This is a genomic window from Candidatus Thiothrix putei (genome assembly GCA_029972225.1).
Lineage (GTDB): Bacteria > Pseudomonadota > Gammaproteobacteria > Thiotrichales > Thiotrichaceae > Thiothrix > Thiothrix putei.
In genome coordinates this window covers 415,082-430,577 of the sequence record CP124756.1, presented here as the reverse complement: position 1 = coordinate 430,577, position 15,496 = coordinate 415,082, and the positions used below count along the sequence as shown (strand labels likewise).

At 51.8% G+C, this 15,496-nt stretch carries 18 protein-coding genes and 4 pseudogenes; 11 read left to right on the top strand and 11 right to left on the bottom strand.

Going from position 1 to position 15,496, the window contains the following annotated elements; all coding sequences use genetic code 11:
• The first annotated feature begins 16 nt into the window (after positions 1–16).
• The 3 genes and pseudogenes from QJT81_02210 to QJT81_02200 all read left to right on the top strand — a co-directional run bounded on the left by QJT81_02210 (position 17) and on the right by QJT81_02200 (position 1,880).
• Positions 17–307 carry an IS66 family insertion sequence element accessory protein TnpB gene (locus QJT81_02210; GenBank protein ID WGZ94826.1) on the top strand — a complete coding sequence of 97 codons (291 nt, stop codon included), beginning with the start codon at positions 17–19 and terminating at the stop codon, positions 305–307.
• Positions 307–681 (top strand): IS66 family insertion sequence element accessory protein TnpB, encoded by a 375-nt coding sequence (gene tnpB / locus QJT81_02205; GenBank protein WGZ94825.1) that lies wholly within the window; start codon positions 307–309, stop codon positions 679–681. The genes QJT81_02210 and tnpB (QJT81_02205) overlap by 1 nt, the downstream gene beginning before the upstream one ends.
• 77 nt (positions 682–758) lie before the next feature.
• Positions 759–1,880 (top strand): annotated as a pseudogene (locus tag QJT81_02200) (IS66 family transposase).
• A gap of 7 nt (positions 1,881–1,887) precedes the next feature.
• Here the strand turns inward: QJT81_02200 and QJT81_02195 are convergent.
• From QJT81_02195 to QJT81_02185, 3 genes are read right to left on the bottom strand one after another with little or no spacing between them, the layout of a single operon-like run.
• Positions 1,888–3,528 (bottom strand): IS66 family transposase, encoded by a 1,641-nt coding sequence (locus QJT81_02195; protein ID WGZ94824.1) that lies wholly within the window; start codon positions 3,526–3,528, stop codon positions 1,888–1,890.
• Positions 3,525–3,899 (bottom strand): IS66 family insertion sequence element accessory protein TnpB, encoded by a 375-nt coding sequence (tnpB, locus tag QJT81_02190; GenBank protein ID WGZ94823.1) that lies wholly within the window; start codon positions 3,897–3,899, stop codon positions 3,525–3,527. The genes QJT81_02195 and tnpB (QJT81_02190) overlap by 4 nt, the downstream gene beginning before the upstream one ends.
• Positions 3,899–4,189, bottom strand: coding sequence for an IS66 family insertion sequence element accessory protein TnpB (locus QJT81_02185; protein WGZ94822.1), 291 nt, complete (start codon positions 4,187–4,189; stop codon positions 3,899–3,901). The genes tnpB (QJT81_02190) and QJT81_02185 overlap by 1 nt, the downstream gene beginning before the upstream one ends.
• Positions 4,190–4,310: 121 nt before the next feature.
• Between QJT81_02185 and QJT81_02180 the strand changes: the two are divergent.
• Together QJT81_02180 and QJT81_02175 are read left to right on the top strand one after the other, a co-directional pair.
• Positions 4,311–4,700, top strand: a pseudogene (locus QJT81_02180) (transposase).
• A 55-nt stretch (positions 4,701–4,755) separates the two neighbouring features.
• Positions 4,756–5,052, top strand: a complete 297-nt coding sequence (locus tag QJT81_02175; GenBank protein ID WGZ94821.1) for a hypothetical protein — start codon at positions 4,756–4,758, stop codon at positions 5,050–5,052.
• A 179-nt stretch (positions 5,053–5,231) separates the two neighbouring features.
• On the opposite strand, the gene QJT81_02170 is transcribed toward QJT81_02175, so the two are convergent.
• Positions 5,232–6,287, bottom strand: coding sequence for a transposase (locus QJT81_02170; GenBank protein ID WGZ94820.1), 1,056 nt, complete (start codon positions 6,285–6,287; stop codon positions 5,232–5,234).
• 106 nt (positions 6,288–6,393) lie between these two features.
• On the opposite strand from QJT81_02170, the gene QJT81_02165 reads away from it, so the two are divergent.
• Together QJT81_02165 and QJT81_02160 are read left to right on the top strand one after the other, a co-directional pair.
• Positions 6,394–6,828 carry a hypothetical protein gene (locus QJT81_02165; GenBank protein ID WGZ94819.1) on the top strand — a complete coding sequence of 145 codons (435 nt, stop codon included), beginning with the start codon at positions 6,394–6,396 and terminating at the stop codon, positions 6,826–6,828.
• Between the two features lie 87 nt (positions 6,829–6,915).
• Positions 6,916–7,668, top strand: a pseudogene (locus QJT81_02160) (transposase).
• Between the two features lie 7 nt (positions 7,669–7,675).
• Here QJT81_02160 and QJT81_02155 read toward each other — a convergent pair.
• The 3 genes from QJT81_02155 to QJT81_02145 are packed head-to-tail and all read right to left on the bottom strand — an operon-like array spanning position 7,676 to position 9,977.
• Positions 7,676–9,316 carry an IS66 family transposase gene (locus QJT81_02155; GenBank protein ID WGZ94818.1) on the bottom strand — a complete coding sequence of 547 codons (1,641 nt, stop codon included), beginning with the start codon at positions 9,314–9,316 and terminating at the stop codon, positions 7,676–7,678.
• Positions 9,313–9,687, bottom strand: coding sequence for an IS66 family insertion sequence element accessory protein TnpB (gene tnpB, locus QJT81_02150; GenBank protein WGZ94817.1), 375 nt, complete (start codon positions 9,685–9,687; stop codon positions 9,313–9,315). The genes QJT81_02155 and tnpB (QJT81_02150) overlap by 4 nt, the downstream gene beginning before the upstream one ends.
• The gene (locus tag QJT81_02145; GenBank protein ID WGZ94816.1) at positions 9,687–9,977 is read right to left on the bottom strand and encodes an IS66 family insertion sequence element accessory protein TnpB; all 291 of its coding nucleotides are present in this window, start codon (positions 9,975–9,977) and stop codon (positions 9,687–9,689) included. The genes tnpB (QJT81_02150) and QJT81_02145 overlap by 1 nt, the downstream gene beginning before the upstream one ends.
• 85 nt (positions 9,978–10,062) lie before the next feature.
• Between QJT81_02145 and QJT81_02140 the strand changes: the two are divergent.
• From QJT81_02140 to QJT81_02125, 4 genes and pseudogenes are all read left to right on the top strand, one after another.
• Positions 10,063–10,350: pseudogene (locus QJT81_02140) on the top strand (transposase).
• Between the two features lie 219 nt (positions 10,351–10,569).
• The gene (locus QJT81_02135; GenBank protein WGZ94815.1) at positions 10,570–10,881 is read left to right on the top strand and encodes a hypothetical protein; all 312 of its coding nucleotides are present in this window, start codon (positions 10,570–10,572) and stop codon (positions 10,879–10,881) included.
• A 247-nt stretch (positions 10,882–11,128) separates the two neighbouring features.
• Positions 11,129–12,184 carry a transposase gene (locus QJT81_02130; protein WGZ94814.1) on the top strand — a complete coding sequence of 352 codons (1,056 nt, stop codon included), beginning with the start codon at positions 11,129–11,131 and terminating at the stop codon, positions 12,182–12,184.
• 160 nt (positions 12,185–12,344) lie between these two features.
• Positions 12,345–12,758 carry a hypothetical protein gene (locus QJT81_02125; GenBank protein ID WGZ94813.1) on the top strand — a complete coding sequence of 138 codons (414 nt, stop codon included), beginning with the start codon at positions 12,345–12,347 and terminating at the stop codon, positions 12,756–12,758.
• Between the two features lie 183 nt (positions 12,759–12,941).
• Here QJT81_02125 and QJT81_02120 read toward each other — a convergent pair whose 3' ends face one another.
• The 4 genes from QJT81_02120 to QJT81_02105 form a co-directional block, all read right to left on the bottom strand.
• Entirely contained in the window at positions 12,942–14,162 is a 1,221-nt protein-coding gene (locus tag QJT81_02120) for an ATP-binding protein (GenBank protein WGZ94812.1), read from the bottom strand.
• 62 nt (positions 14,163–14,224) lie between these two features.
• A complete protein-coding gene (locus QJT81_02115) occupies positions 14,225–14,902 on the bottom strand; it encodes a hypothetical protein (protein WGZ94811.1) in 678 nt (225 codons plus the stop codon).
• Positions 14,899–15,318 carry a GTPase RsgA gene (gene rsgA / locus QJT81_02110; protein ID WGZ94810.1) on the bottom strand — a complete coding sequence of 140 codons (420 nt, stop codon included), beginning with the start codon at positions 15,316–15,318 and terminating at the stop codon, positions 14,899–14,901. Before rsgA ends, QJT81_02115 begins: the two co-directional genes overlap by 4 nt.
• Positions 15,302–15,463 carry a hypothetical protein gene (locus QJT81_02105; protein ID WGZ94809.1) on the bottom strand — a complete coding sequence of 54 codons (162 nt, stop codon included), beginning with the start codon at positions 15,461–15,463 and terminating at the stop codon, positions 15,302–15,304. Before QJT81_02105 ends, rsgA begins: the two co-directional genes overlap by 17 nt.
• Positions 15,464–15,496 lie beyond the last annotated feature (33 nt).

Genomic DNA, 15,496 nt, shown 5'->3' with positions numbered 1-15,496 from the left:
ACCGAAGGAAACCTCAATGAAACGCCCTCACCGCCGCGCCAGCGAATGGCAAACCCTCATTAGCCAATGGCAAGCCAGCGGCTTATCCGCCCCGGCATTTTGTGAACAGCACAGTATCGGTTACGCCAGTTTTTGCCAATGGCGGCAGCGTCTACGCTCCGCAGATGGCGTGGAGGAACCAGCCGTTCCCGCCAATACCTTCATCGACTTGGGAGCATTATCGGCGGGTCATGCCGCACTGGGGCAAGGCTGGCACATTGTGCTGAGTTTGGGGAATGGTGTTGAACTACGCCTGAGCCAACGCTGATGTTTGCCCCCGCAGCCACCGCCCGCATCTGGCTATGCACCCAAGCCACCGACATGCGCAAAAGCTTTACGGGGCTGACCGCTTTGGTGAAAAACCAGTTAGGGCAAAATCCCCTGAGTGGGCATTATTTCGTGTTTGTGAACCTGCGTAAAACCCAGATGAAGATCCTCTATTTTGAACCCGGCGGCTATTGCTTATGGAGCCAACGCCTGGAGCAGGGCCAATACCGGGTGCAGCCGACAACTAGCGGGCAGCGCGAACTGACCCGGACGGATTTGCAGTTGATTTTGGCGGGCATTGAGGTGCAAAAATCCAGACAATTCAAGCGTTACCAGTATCCTGTGCAGCCACATTCTGGTACAATAAGCCCATGATTTTAAAGCCATCCACCCCGTCTGACACCAGCGTTCCCATGCCGCCGATTGTGGCGGAAATGCTGGCGTTGCGTGAGGAAAATGCTGCCCTGAAACAGGATATAGCCGAATTAAAACGCCAATTAGCGTGGTTCAGGCAACATGTCTTTGGCAGCAAATCGGAAAAGCGTCCGGTTGAGATACCGGTGGCGCAGTTGCCGTTGTTTGCCCCCGCCGCCACCCCGGTTGCCGCACCCGAGGGTGAAAGCATTACCGTCACCTACCAACGCGGCAAAGCCCCCAAGCTGCGCCCCGATGACTGCGTGAATGACAGCGGGTTACGCTTTACCGCCGATGTCCCGGTCAAGGTGATTCACCTCACCCCGCCGGAACTTCAGGGGGAAGAGGCTGACCAGTATGAGGTGATCGGCACCCAGGTGACCCATCGGGTGGCGCAACGCCCTGCCAGCTACCTGATCCTGCAATACGAGCGCCCGGTCATCAAACGTAAGGGCAGTGCTTCGGCTTCGCTCAGCAACCCACCACTTCCCAGCCCTGCACCCGCCAACGTGCTGGAACGTAGTGTCACCGATGTCAGCTTTTTGGTGGGGATGTTGGTGGACAAGTTCCAGTACCACCTGCCGTTGTACCGCCAGCACCAACGCCTGACCCAAGCGGGGATCACCCTCAGCCGCACGACGCTGACCAATGCGGTGAAACGTGCCATCGACCTGCTCAAACCCATTGCCGAAGCGCAACTCGCCAGTGTACTGCAAAGCAAGCTGCTGGCGATGGACGAAACCCCCATCAAAGCCAGCCCCGCAGGCAACGGCAAGATGAAGCAAGGCTACTTCTGGCCGCTGTACGGGGATCAGGACGAAATCGTCTTCACCTTCTCCGCCAGCCGTGGGCGGCAACACATTGAAAAGACCCTTCGCCAACAGTTCAGCGGCACACTGCTCAGCGACGGTTACCGTGCTTATGCCAGTTACGTCAACGCCAATGACAAGATTACCCATGCCCAATGCTGGGTACACAGCCGTCGCACCTTCATTGCCGCCGAAACCGCTGAACCACAAGCAGTACGCCAAGCCCTTGACACTATCGCGGCACTCTATCAGCACGAAGCCCGGATTAACGAGAAAAAACTCGACGGGGAAGCCAAACGTACCTACCGCCTCACCCACAGCAAGCCGTTGGTCGACCAGTTCTTTGAATGGTAAACGGTCATTCTAGCCCGTCGTTGATATCCGCAAACAAATCCGAGCGCAATGGCTTATCCGCAAACCGTTGTTTCCAACATCTTGGCGTAAGGTCTTGCACCTGAGAAGCGGGATGCTCACTAACGCGCAACAGAACATCCATCAGATAGACATACGGGTTAATGTCATGCAGGCGGCAGGTGGTGATCAGGCTTTGGATGATGCCCACGTGTTCCGCGCCGAGTTCTGTCCAGCAGAACAACCAGTTTTTCCTGCCCATGGGGATGGGCCGCAGGGCGCGTTCGATGTGGTTGGTATCCATTGGCACGTCGGGATCTTCCAGAAACACGCGCAGTTCGTGTTCGCGGCGGATGACATAACCAAGGGCTTTGGTCAGCGGGTTGGAGGGGACTAAATCGGTACGTTGTAATTGGGTTTGGCACCATTCAAAGAACTGGTCGACCAACGGCTTGCTGTGGGTGAGGCGGTAGGTACGTTTGGCTTCCCCGTCGAGTTTTTTCTCGTTAATCTGGGCTTCGTGCTGATAGAGTGCCGCGATAGTGTCAAGGGCTTGGCGTACTGCTTGTGGTTCAGCGGTTTCGGCGGCAATGAAGGTGCGACGGCTGTGTACCCAGCATTGGGCATGGGTAATCTTGTCATTGGCGTTGACGTAACTGGCATAAGCACGGTAACCGTCGCTGAGCAGTGTGCCGCTGAACTGTTGGCGAAGGGTCTTTTCAATGTGTTGCCGCCCACGGCTGGCGGAGAAGGTGAAGACGATTTCGTCCTGATCCCCGTACAGCGGCCAGAAGTAGCCTTGCTTCATCTTGCCGTTGCCTGCGGGACTGGCTTTGATGGGGGTTTCGTCCATCGCCAGCAGCTTGCTTTGCAGTACACTGGCGAGTTGCGCTTCGGCAATGGGTTTGAGCAGGTCGATGGCACGTTTCACCGCATTGGTCAGCGTCGTGCGGCTGAGGGTGATCCCCGCCTGGGTCAGGCGTTGGTGCTGGCGGTACAACGGCAGGTGGTACTGGAACTTGTCCACCAACATCCCCACCAAAAAGCTGACATCGGTGACACTACGTTCCAGCACGTTGGCGGGTGCAGGGCTGGGAAGCGGTGGGTTGCTGAGCGAAGCCGAAGCACTGCCCTTGCGTTTGATGACGGGGCGCTCGTATTGCAGGATCAGGTAGCTGGCAGGGCGTTGCGCCACCCGATGGGTCACCTGGGTGCCGATCACCTCATACTGGTCAGCCTCTTCCCCCTGAAGTTCCGGCGGGGTGAGGTGAATCACCTTGACCGGGACATCGGCGGTAAAGCGTAACCCGCTGTCATTCACGCAGTCATCGGGGCGCAGCTTGGGGGCTTTGCCGCGTTGGTAGGTGACGGTAATGCTTTCACCCTCGGGTGCGGCAACCGGGGTGGCGGCGGGGGCAAACAACGGCAACTGCGCCACCGGTATCTCAACCGGACGCTTTTCCGATTTGCTGCCAAAGACCTGTTGCCTGAACCACGCCAGTTGGCGTTTTAATTCAGAAACTGCCTGTTGCAGGACGGCATTGTCTGCACGTAACCCCGCATTTTCCTCACGCAACGCCAGCATTTCCGCCACAATCGGCGGCATGGGAACGCTGGTGTCAGACGGGGTGGATGGCTTTAAAATCATGGGCTTGTTATACCAGAATGTGGCTGCACAGGATACTGGTAACGCTTGAATTGTCTGGATTTTTGCACCTCAATGCCTGCTAAAATCAACTGCAAATCCGTCCGGGTCAGTTCGCGCTGCCCGCTAGTTGTCGGCTGCACCCGGTATTGCCCCTGCTCCAAGCGTTGGCTCCATAAGCAATAGCCGCTGGGTTCAAAATAGAGGATCTTCATCTGGGTTTTACGCAGGTTCACAAACACGAAATAATGCCCACTCAGGGGATTTTGCCCTAACTGGTTTTTCACCAAAGCGGTCAGCCCCGTAAAGCTTTTGCGCATGTCGGTGGCTTGGGTGCATAGCCAGATGCGGGCGGTGGCGGCGGGGGCAAACATCAGCGTTGGCTCAGGCGTAGTTCAACACCATTCCCCAAACTCAGCACAATGTGCCAGCCTTGCCCCAGCGCGGCATGACCCGCCGATAATGCTCCCAAGTCGATGAAGGTATTGGCGGGAACGGCTGGTTCCTCCACGCCATCTGCGGAGCGTAGACGCTGCCGCCATTGGCAAAAACTGGCGTAACCGATACTGTGCTGTTCACAAAATGCCGGGGCGGATAAGCCGCTGGCTTGCCATTGGCTAATGAGGGTTTGCCATTCGCTGGCACGGCGGTGAGGGCGTTTCATTGAGGTTTCCTTCGGTTGTTCAGGTTGGAAACCAGTTTAGGACGTGGAAATCGCGAGGGCTAGACGTGCTGAAATGGTCGCTTACTTTGAATGGTGCCAAACCCAATTACAACGTACCGATTTAATCCCCTCCAACCCGCTGACCAAAGCCCTTGGTTATGTCATCCGCCGCGAACACGAACTGCGCGTGTTTCTGGAAGATCCCGACGTGCCAATGGATACCAACCACATCGAACGCGCCCTGCGGCCCATCCCCATGGGCAGGAAAAACTGGTTGTTCTGCTGGACAGAACTCGGCGCGGAACACGTGGGCATCATCCAAAGCCTGATCACCACCTGCCGCCTGCATGACATTAACCCGTATGTCTATCTGATGGATGTTCTGTTGCGCGTTAGTGAGCATCCCGCTTCTCAGGTGCAAGACCTTACGCCAAGATGTTGGAAACAACGGTTTGCGGATAAGCCATTGCGCTCGGATTTGTTTGCGGATGTCAACGACGGGCTAGAATGACCGTTTACATACTGCTGCATGGTCTGCTTTTAAAAATGCAGGAGGAAAAGAACCGTTGGTTTTTGTTTTAATTATTAGTGCAGCTTTGCGATATGGTGATATAGATGATGAAGAAGATAACTCAAGTTTTCAAGAATTTTATCCTCACCCTGTAGATATATATGAATATCTCCTTAATTTTGTTTGCGAAATTGAAAATATAATAACTATTTCTTACGAGCGTGATAAATCTTCATTCTTATCAAAGTGTTTTCCAGATAACCTTACATTAAAGTACAATAAAGCATACCAAGAGATACAAAGAAAAATCACGTCTTATCATATGAGCGACTTGCAAAATCCGACAAACTGAGTTGCTCAATTTTCAGCATTGACCGAACGCCGCATATTCAGCCGATTTTTTACTCAATTTGACCAACGAAACCTGAGCTTTTTCAGTTTTACCGTAACTTTTGCTAAATTTCACCCATACCGATGCGACTGCTCCTGTTTTTCAGTCAGTCTTCCCGTGTTTTTTCAAACCCAGTCGCTTTATAACAAGACACGCATCAGTTGATCAGCACTCAACACCAAAATCCCAAACATCAAGTGGCTGTAAACTTTTTGCGCACCTTGCACCCACACATTCCGACCACCAAATTCATCCTTCAGGCGGGCATTGGTTCGTTCTACGGTGCTGCGAATTTTGTAACGCTCGGCATCAGCAGGTTCAAACGCTTCTTTCTGTCCGCCGCGAGGATTGTGATCAATCAGAGGGACATGCCCCAGATGACGGCTGTATTCGTGCAAATCAGCACTGCAATAGGCCGCATCCATCAGGTCGTAGAGACTGGTGACACGTTGGGCACTGATTTGGGACAGTGGAATAGCCGCCCCGCTGTCGTGAAACGAGGCGGAAGACAGAATGGCTGCTATCGGGACACCACAATCGGCGGTATCGATATGCAGTTTGTAGCCGTTCCAACTGTGCTTGTAGCCTTGGGCATTCTTCTTCGTCCCCCGGTTACACTGAACCGGTATCTCATCGAGTGCTTGCTGAAGTGACTGTTCCCGTTGGCGCTGAATCCGTGTTTGCCCTTGTTTTTTCTTTGGCTTTTCCTCGGCAACAGGCCGTTCACGTGCCTCAATGGCTGTTGAATCCCGACACAGGTGGCCGATCAGCGCATCGCCCAAATACGTTTTCACCAACGTTTCATGCACACGTTCCGCTAAACGCTGTTCAGCAAATTCAGCGAAGGCACGTGAAAAGGTGGATTCGGAAGGCAGTTTCTTGGTCAGGGGAAACCCGCAGATGCGTCGCAGGGAGCGATCGTTTTGCAGCCGGTCAATGAGTGCTCGCGTATTGACAATATTGAGCACGCTTTTGGCGACAAAAGCATTGGCAAACCAAGATCGCTCCGTCGCTGGCCGTCCAGACCCATCACGAAAAGAGCGCACAAAATCTTCAATGCGCGTCAGCTCCAGTACGTGAATGAGCTTTTCAAGCTTGGGGGTCAATGTGCCAAAGGCATCATTGAAGCAAGGCAGTATTTCAATTTGCAGCAAACTCCAGCGTTGTGCAATCAGGGCGCGTTCGGTAGAATTCATAGCGTGGGCTTAATGGTTGTTTTGACGCTTCTATTATCGCCGAAAACGGCAGCCCACACTTCTTTTTTCCTTCAGATGAAGGAAGGTTCACGCTGAAAATGTAATTTTGCAAGTGGCTCATATAAAGCCAAAAGATTCATCTCATGATTCTTATCTAAAATGTAATATTGACGAAGATGAGTATGACTCCGAAGATGAGAAAATAGAATTTGAAGAAAAATTACATAGTAATATATTTTGCGCTTTTGATCCATTATCTAAAAAATACTATGCATCATCAAATAGAAAATCACTTATAGAACTTTCATTGCATATATCAAAATTTATTTCTTTAATTATAGAGTCCGTATATTCAAGAGTTGCAGAACCCATGAAAGATGAATTCTGCAAAAATAAAAACAAAAAAATTGCAGATGCTGTAGGAAGTAATTTTTCTGAATTCTTGCCCGACTATTATCAAGAAGAAACATTGATTAGATTAGTTACTGACCATGAGTTTGAATTTATAGGAGCCACTTGCAAAATTACATTTTCAGCGTGAACCTTCCTTCATCTGAAGGAAAAAAGAAGTGTGGGCTGCCGTTTTCGGCGATAATAGAAGCGTCAAAACAACCATTAAGCCCACGCTATGAATTCTACCGAACGCGCCCTGATTGCACAACGCTGGAGTTTGCTGCAAATTGAAATACTACCTTGCTTCAATGATGCCTTTGGCACATTGACCCCCAAGCTTGAAAAACTCATTCACGTACTGGAGCTGACGCGCATTGAAGATTTTGTGCGCTCTTTTCGTGATGGGTCTGGACGGCCAGCGACGGAGCGATCTTGGTTTGCCAATGCTTTTGTCGCCAAAAGCGTGCTCAATATTGTCAATACGCGAGCACTCATTGACCGGCTGCAAAACGATCGCTCCCTGCGACGCATCTGCGGGTTTCCCCTGACCAAGAAACTGCCTTCCGAATCCACCTTTTCACGTGCCTTCGCTGAATTTGCTGAACAGCGTTTAGCGGAACGTGTGCATGAAACGTTGGTGAAAACGTATTTGGGCGATGCGCTGATCGGCCACCTGTGTCGGGATTCAACAGCCATTGAGGCACGTGAACGGCCTGTTGCCGAGGAAAAGCCAAAGAAAAAACAAGGGCAAACACGGATTCAGCGCCAACGGGAACAGTCACTTCAGCAAGCACTCGATGAGATACCGGTTCAGTGTAACCGGGGGACGAAGAAGAATGCCCAAGGCTACAAGCACAGTTGGAACGGCTACAAACTGCATATCGATACCGCCGATTGTGGTGTCCCGATAGCAGCCATTCTGTCTTCCGCCTCCTTTCACGACAGCGGGGCAGCCATCCCACTCTCTCAAATCAGTGCCCAACGTGTGTAAACGGTCATTCTAGCCCGTCGTTGATATCCGCAAACAAATCCGAGCGCAATGGCTTATCCGCAAACCGTTGTTTCCAACATCTTGGCGTAAGGTCTTGCACCTGAGAAGCGGGATGCTCACTAACGCGCAACAGAACATCCATCAGATAGACATACGGGTTAATGTCATGCAGGCGGCAGGTGGTGATCAGGCTTTGGATGATGCCCACGTGTTCCGCGCCGAGTTCTGTCCAGCAGAACAACCAGTTTTTCCTGCCCATGGGGATGGGCCGCAGGGCGCGTTCGATGTGGTTGGTATCCATTGGCACGTCGGGATCTTCCAGAAACACGCGCAGTTCGTGTTCGCGGCGGATGACATAACCAAGGGCTTTGGTCAGCGGGTTGGAGGGGACTAAATCGGTACGTTGTAATTGGGTTTGGCACCATTCAAAGAACTGGTCGACCAACGGCTTGCTGTGGGTGAGGCGGTAGGTACGTTTGGCTTCCCCGTCGAGTTTTTTCTCGTTAATCTGGGCTTCGTGCTGATAGAGTGCCGCGATAGTGTCAAGGGCTTGGCGTACTGCTTGTGGTTCAGCGGTTTCGGCGGCAATGAAGGTGCGACGGCTGTGTACCCAGCATTGGGCATGGGTAATCTTGTCATTGGCGTTGACGTAACTGGCATAAGCACGGTAACCGTCGCTGAGCAGTGTGCCGCTGAACTGTTGGCGAAGAGTCTTTTCAATGTGTTGCCGCCCACGGCTGGCGGAGAAGGTGAAGACGATTTCGTCCTGATCCCCGTACAGCGGCCAGAAGTAGCCTTGCTTCATCTTGCCGTTGCCTGCGGGGCTGGCTTTGATGGGGGTTTCGTCCATCGCCAGCAGCTTGCTTTGCAGTACACTGGCGAGTTGCGCTTCGGCAATGGGTTTGAGCAGGTCGATGGCACGTTTCACCGCATTGGTCAGCGTCGTGCGGCTGAGGGTGATCCCCGCTTGGGTCAGGCGTTGGTGCTGGCGGTACAACGGCAGGTGGTACTGGAACTTGTCCACCAACATCCCCACCAAAAAGCTGACATCGGTGACACTACGTTCCAGCACGTTGGCGGGTGCAGGGCTGGGAAGTGGTGGGTTGCTGAGCGAAGCCGAAGCACTGCCCTTACGTTTGATGACCGGGCGCTCGTATTGCAGGATGAGGTAGCTGGCAGGGCGTTGCGCCACCCGATGGGTCACCTGGGTGCCGATCACCTCATACTGGTCAGCCTCTTCCCCCTGAAGTTCCGGCGGGGTGAGGTGAATCACCTTGACCGGGACATCGGCGGTAAAGCGTAACCCGCTGTCATTCACGCAGTCATCCGGGCGCAGCTTGGGGGCTTTACCGCGTTGGTAGGTGACGGTAATGCTTTCACCCTCGGGTGCGGCAACTGGGGCGACTGCGGGGGCAAACAACGGCAACTGCGCCACCGGTATCTCAACCGGACGCTTTTCCGATTTGCTGCCAAAGACCTGTTGCCTGAACCACACCAGTTGGCGTTTTAATTCAGAAACTGCCTGTTGCAGGACGGCATTGTCTGCACGTAACCCCGCATTTTCCTCACGCAACGCCAGCATTTCCGCCACAATCGGCGGCATGGGAACGCTGGTGTCAGACGGGGTGGATGGCTTTAAAATCATGGGCTTATTGTACCAGAATGTGGCTGCACAGGGTACTGGTAACGCTTGAATTGTCTGGATTTTTGCACCTCAATGCCTGCTAAAATCAACTGCAAATCCGTCCGGGTCAGTTCGCGCTGCCCGCTGGTTGTCGGCTGCACCCGGTATTGCCCCTGCTCCAAGCGTTGGCTCCATAAGCAATAGCCGCTGGGTTCAAAATAGAGGATCTTCATCTGGGTTTTACGCAGGTTCACAAACACGAAATAATGCCCACTCAGGGGATTTTGCCCTAACTGGTTTTTCACCAAAGCGGTCAGCCCCGTAAAGCTTTTGCGCATGTCGGTGGCTTGGGTGCATAGCCAGATGCGGGCGGTGGCTGCGGGGGCAAACATCAGCGTTGGCTCAGGCGTAGTTCAACACCATTCCCCAAACTCAGCACAATGTGCCAGCCTTGCCCCAGCGCGGCATGACCCGCCGATAATGCTCCCAAGTCGATGAAGGTATTGGCGGGAACGGCTGGTTCCTCCACGCCATCTGCGGAGCGTAGACGCTGCCGCCATTGGCAAAAACTGGCGTAACCGATACTGTGCTGTTCACAAAATGCCGGGGCGGATAAGCCGCTGGCTTGCCATTGGCTAATGAGGGTTTGCCATTCGCTGGCACGGCGGTGAGGGCGTTTCATTGAGGTTTCCTTCGGTTGTTCAGGTTGGAAACCAGTTTAGGACGTGGAAATCGCGAGGGCTAGACGTGCTGAAATGGTCGCTTACCTGATGGATGCGGCCTATTGCAGTGCTGATTTGCACGAATACAGCCGTCATCTGGGGCATGTCCCTCTGATTGATCACAATCCTCGCGGCGGACAGAAAGAAGCGTTTGAACCTGCTGATGCCGAGCGTTACAAAATTCGCAGCACCGTAGAACGAACCAATGCCCGCCTGAAGGATGAATTTGGTGGTCGGAATGTGTGGGTGCAAGGTGCGCAAAAAGTTTACAGCCACTTGATGTTTGGGATTTTGGTGTTGAGTGCTGATCAACTGATGCGTGTCTTGTTATAAAGCGACTGGGTTTGAAAAAACACGGGAAGACTGACTGAAAAACAGGAGCAGTCGCATCGGTATGGGTGAAATTTAGCAAAAGTTACGGTAAAACTGAAAAAGCTCAGGTTTCGTTGGTCAAATTGAGTAAAAAATCGGCTGAATATGCGGCGTTCGGTCAATGCTGAAAATTGAGCAACTCAGTTTGTCGGATTTTGCAAGTCGCTCATAGGAAAACTCATGCCATACTTTTGTTATGAAATTAGTGAAAATGTCTATGTTAAACCATTCCAAGAAGCAGATGAAGTTAGTCATGGTGAATATTTATTGATGCGACTGATGCCTGAACTTGTTATCAAGTTACTACAAATATATTCTTGGCGTTTTGAAGAAGGTGATCCACCTCAATTACCTTATTGTTGTGAGAAGCATGGCTTCATTCCAATAGATAAAGCTTCAATAGAATTCTTTGATTCATGTGATCAAGAAGATTCTGTCGGAGATTCTTTTAAATTCATGTTTAATCGTTCATTAAACTCTGTATTTGAGTAAAGTCATGATGCATTTTATAGTTGAGTGGGATGGAAAAGCTAATGAGAATTTGTGGGATTTATTAGATAAAACTCAAAATCATTCACCGCCTCAATCGGGTTCTTTAAATAGTCATCTTATTACTATAGGAGCCACTTGCAAAATTACATTTTCAGCGTGAACCTTCCTTCATCTGAAGGAAAAAAGAAGTGTGGGCTGCCGTTTTCGGCGATAATAGAAGCATCAAAACAACCATTAAGCCCACGCTATGAATTCTACCGAACGCGCCCTGATTGCACAACGCTGGAGTTTGCTGCAAATTGAAATACTGCCTTGCTTCAATGATGCCTTTGGCACATTGACCCCCAAGCTTGAAAAGCTCATTCACGTACTGGAGCTGACGCGCATTGAAGATTTTGTGCGCTCTTTTCGTGATGGGTCTGGACGGCCAGCGACGGAGCGATCTTGGTTTGCCAATGCTTTTGTCGCCAAAAGCGTGCTCAATATTGTCAATACGCGAGCACTCATTGACCGGCTGCAAAACGATCGCTCCCTGCGACGCATCTGCGGGTTTCCCCTGACCAAGAAACTGCCTTCCGAATCCACCTTTTCACGTGCCTTCGCTGAATTTGCTGAACAGCGTTTAGCGGAACGTGTGCATGAAACGTTGGTGAAAACGTATTTGGGCGATGCGCTGATCGGCCACCTGTGTCGGGATTCAACAGCCATTGAGGCACGTGAACGGCCTGTTGCCGAGGAAAAGCCAAAGAAAAAACAAGGGCAAACACGGATTCAGCGCCAACGGGAACAGTCACTTCAGCAAGCACTCGATGAGATACCGGTTCAGTGTAACCGGGGGACGAAGAAGAATGCCCAAGGCTACAAGCACAGTTGGAACGGCTACAAACTGCATATCGATACCGCCGATTGTGGTGTCCCGATAGCAGCCATTCTGTCTTCCGCCTCCTTTCACGACAGCGGGGCAGCCATCCCACTCTCTCAAATCAGTGCCCAACGTGTCACCAGTCTCTACGACCTGATGGATGCGGCCTATTGCAGTGCTGATTTGCACGAATACAGCCGTCATCTGGGGCATGTCCCTCTGATTGATCACAATCCTCGCGGCGGACAGAAAGAAGCGTTTGAACCTGCTGATGCCGAGCGTTACAAAATTCGCAGCACCGTAGAACGAACCAATGCCCGCCTGAAGGATGAATTTGGTGGTCGGAATGTGTGGGTGCAAGGTGCGCAAAAAGTTTACAGCCACTTGATGTTTGGGATTTTGGTGTTGAGTGCTGATCAACTGATGCGTGTCTTGTTATAAAGCGACTGGGTTTGAAAAAACACGGGAAGACTGACTGAAAAACAGGAGCAGTCGCATCGGTATGGGTGAAATTTAGCAAAAGTTACGGTAAAACTGAAAAAGCTCAGGTTTCGTTGGTCAAATTGAGTAAAAAATCGGCTGAATATGCGGCGTTCGGTCAATGCTGAAAATTGAGCAACTCAGTTTGTCGGATTTTGCAAGTCGCTCTATACGTAAATCATCTTCAGTTTCAGAAGTAATCGCTTTATGGATGGGTTATCCAGGAGTGCCTGACTCATTAAAATCAAATCCTATTTTTATAGGAGTTCTTTCCATAACAACATTAGCACTACTATCTCCTCGATCACTAAAAATCATACCTGACTCAGCCGGTGAAATTCTAAATATCTTCCAGAATAAAGGTTTTTACAGAGTGATAAGTAAATCGAAATTATTGGAAATAATTGATGATCCATTAATCGTTGAGCAAGGTATTCAATTTTTGATTAACAGAAAATTAGTTGATATAGTTGATGAAGACTCATATAAACTTTTGGAAATTCCACTTACTAATCTAAGAATAAAATTTGATTGATTTAGATAATGTTATCAATTTAAGAATGCAAATGCTAACAATAACATCGACGACGGACGCGGTGACAGCCCGCGACTCCGAACGGCTTACTCCCCGCCGCGCCCGTCACACGAGACGTTGAGGCTGTAGAAAAACCTAAGCCCCACCAAGCCTTGGCACTGTATCTCAACCCACCATATCCCCTCACCCCGCCATCATCCCCAACGGCACTGCCCACAACTTCACCCCGTCACTTTCCCCAAACGGTAACACCCGTTCCCCGCCATACAAGACAATCCCCTGTGCCACCCGCCCAGGATTCTGCCCGATAAAGTAGCTGATATGCCGGAAATCCGCCGGGGTCACACTATGCGCCGCCTTCACCTCCAGCAGCACCAGCCCTTTGCCGTTATCTAGCACGAAGTCGATTTCCTTGCCATCACTGGTGCGGTAAAAGCTCAAATCCACTGGCTGCGCCGCGTAAGTATTCGCCTTCACCAACTCACTCAGCACAAACGTTTCATACACCGCCCCGCGCTGGCTGGATTGCTGTAAATCCTCCGCGCTACTGAGCTTGAGCAAATGGCACAAAATGCCGCTATCGAGCATGAACACCTTGGGCATTTTCACCAGCCGTTTCGCCGCATTATTGAACCACGGTTTGAGCAACGCAATCTGGTAAGTGTGCTTGAGGATGCCGAGGTAATTATCCAGCGTTTTATTGTCAAGCTGGCAATCCCGCGCCAGATCAGCCTTGTTGAGCAGATTGGCACTGCGCAACGCCAACGACAGGTACAAGCGCATAAAGCTGTCGAGATTGCGGATATTGCCCATGTCGTGCAAATCGCGCTCAATGTAAGTGCGAATATAGGAACTGAACCACAACATGCGCGTTTTAGCGTGTGCAATCGTCTGCACTTCGGGAAACCCACCCTTGAGCAAATGCGGCACAATATCCGTCACTTGCGCCACCGCCGGAAATGCCGCGCCAGAAAACACATGGTCGATGAAATTGAAACTGCACCCGTACAACTCGCTGAGGTTAAAGGCATACAAATCCACAATCCCAATCCGCCCCGCCAGCGAATCGGAAATATCGCGGAAACCCTGCAAACTGCTCGAACCCGTCAGCACAAACCGCCCCGGCGTGCGGTCAAGGTCAATCTGTTCCTTAATGGCAACGAACAATTCCGGCACACGCTGCACTTCATCAATCACCACCGGCTTAGGCAAACTGAGCACAAACCCTTTCGGGTCAGCCTTGGCACTTTGGTAAGTGGCGATGTCATCCAACGTGACGTAATGTTCAATCCCCAACTGCAAGGCCAGCGTGGATTTGCCCACTTGCCGTGCGCCCGTGATCAGCAAGGACGGGAAATGCGCCAGATAGGCTTGTACGTCAGCAGCAATGTTGCGGTTTAGCATAGTCTATTCCTGTAAATCTAAGGATCATAATCCATGAATTTACAGGAACAGCATCGTATCTATCAACCTCGCTGCAAACGCCGCGCCACTAAGCCGCCTAGTAGGAGCAATATCATCCAGTCTGTAGCACCCGAACCCCCATTACTACTCGTATTGGCAGCAGTGCTAACCGCTGCTGTACTGCTGTTATTCGCAGGGGTGGCGGCATCGTACACCTCAAATTGCGTACCGCTATCGAGTTCTACCCCCGGCATTAGCTGAATCGCCTTGATTTCAACGGTTTGTCCCCAGAAATCGGTTATCCGAAAATCGCAAGGCCCGCTACCCAAGCCGCTGGGCGCAACAAAGTAATTGTGTGACTCCCGCGCCACGCTCGTGTAGGCATTGCTAGAACCGGAGAGGCGAGCTTCCAGTTTTGCAATCGGATAGCGATGGTCGCGCACCTGCACCGCCGTCCACCATTGACTGGAACTGCCCTCAAAATAGAGCTTGAGATTACCCGCTTGAGCGTTAGCCCCGTATCGTTGTTGGTTATCTTGATGAAACCGCCGCAAGCTGCCGAATTGGCATAGTCGCTTGCATTCATGGCCGCCGTTAGGGTGGTGGTGGAAACAGGCAGACTGCAATTGCCGGTTCAGCCAGATGCTGGCAGTCGTGGAAATGGCATTGCCGTGCAAGCTGTTCAATGTCGGCGAAAGTGGATTGAATGCCTTCCTCGCAATCCACCATTTGCAACTCACGCATTCCCGGCGTATCCAGCAGGATGCCGCCGCCCTGCAAACGTGCAGGCTGCGGGAAGTGGTGGTGTGCCGACCCTTACTGTCCTTTTCCCGAATAGGCGCGGTTGCCTGCCCGTCATCCCCTTGCAGGCTATGAGGAGGGTGGATTTGCCCACGCCGGATGAACCCAGCAAGGCAACGGTTTGCCCACTGCTGCACCACATGGCGAGTGCCGCAACGTCCTGCGCATCTGTCGCGTTGATGACCTCAACCGGCAAGCGGGGGTAAGGCTTGCGGAGCGCATCCACATACACCGCCGTATCCGCACACAAATCTTTCTTGGTCAGGACGACGACGGCATCAATCCCAGCCTCCGCTGCCAACGCCAGATAGCGTTCCAGCCGATTGAGGCTGAATTCTTCATTGCGGAAAGTCACCACAAACAGTATTGGCGGCGATCAGTTGCAGCACCGCTTCTACGCCAGTGACACGAAACGGCAGGCTGGTTTCGAGCATTTCCAGCGTAAGTTGTGACTGGAAAAAATGATTCCACCCCAGTTCGTGGAGATGTGTGATGTGCATGGCTATGCCCTTACGGGATCGTGGTCAACCGTT

Coding starts and splice junctions, on each gene's coding strand:
- QJT81_02105 (WGZ94809.1), bottom strand. CDS start 15,463: ATGCACATCACACATCTCCACGAACTGGGGTGGAATCATTTTTTCCAG.
- tnpB (WGZ94823.1), bottom strand. CDS start 3,899: ATGTTTGCCCCCGCCGCCACCGCCCGCATCTGGCTATGCACCCAAGCC.
- QJT81_02170 (WGZ94820.1), bottom strand. CDS start 6,287: ATGAATTCTACCGAACGCGCCCTGATTGCACAACGCTGGAGTTTGCTG.
- tnpB (WGZ94825.1), top strand. CDS start 307: ATGTTTGCCCCCGCAGCCACCGCCCGCATCTGGCTATGCACCCAAGCC.
- QJT81_02185 (WGZ94822.1), bottom strand. CDS start 4,189: ATGAAACGCCCTCACCGCCGTGCCAGCGAATGGCAAACCCTCATTAGC.
- QJT81_02130 (WGZ94814.1), top strand. CDS start 11,129: ATGAATTCTACCGAACGCGCCCTGATTGCACAACGCTGGAGTTTGCTG.
- QJT81_02210 (WGZ94826.1), top strand. CDS start 17: ATGAAACGCCCTCACCGCCGCGCCAGCGAATGGCAAACCCTCATTAGC.
- QJT81_02135 (WGZ94815.1), top strand. CDS start 10,570: ATGCCATACTTTTGTTATGAAATTAGTGAAAATGTCTATGTTAAACCA.
- QJT81_02125 (WGZ94813.1), top strand. CDS start 12,345: ATGCTGAAAATTGAGCAACTCAGTTTGTCGGATTTTGCAAGTCGCTCT.
- tnpB (WGZ94817.1), bottom strand. CDS start 9,687: ATGTTTGCCCCCGCAGCCACCGCCCGCATCTGGCTATGCACCCAAGCC.
- QJT81_02145 (WGZ94816.1), bottom strand. CDS start 9,977: ATGAAACGCCCTCACCGCCGTGCCAGCGAATGGCAAACCCTCATTAGC.
- QJT81_02155 (WGZ94818.1), bottom strand. CDS start 9,316: ATGATTTTAAAGCCATCCACCCCGTCTGACACCAGCGTTCCCATGCCG.
- QJT81_02195 (WGZ94824.1), bottom strand. CDS start 3,528: ATGATTTTAAAGCCATCCACCCCGTCTGACACCAGCGTTCCCATGCCG.
- QJT81_02120 (WGZ94812.1), bottom strand. CDS start 14,162: ATGCTAAACCGCAACATTGCTGCTGACGTACAAGCCTATCTGGCGCAT.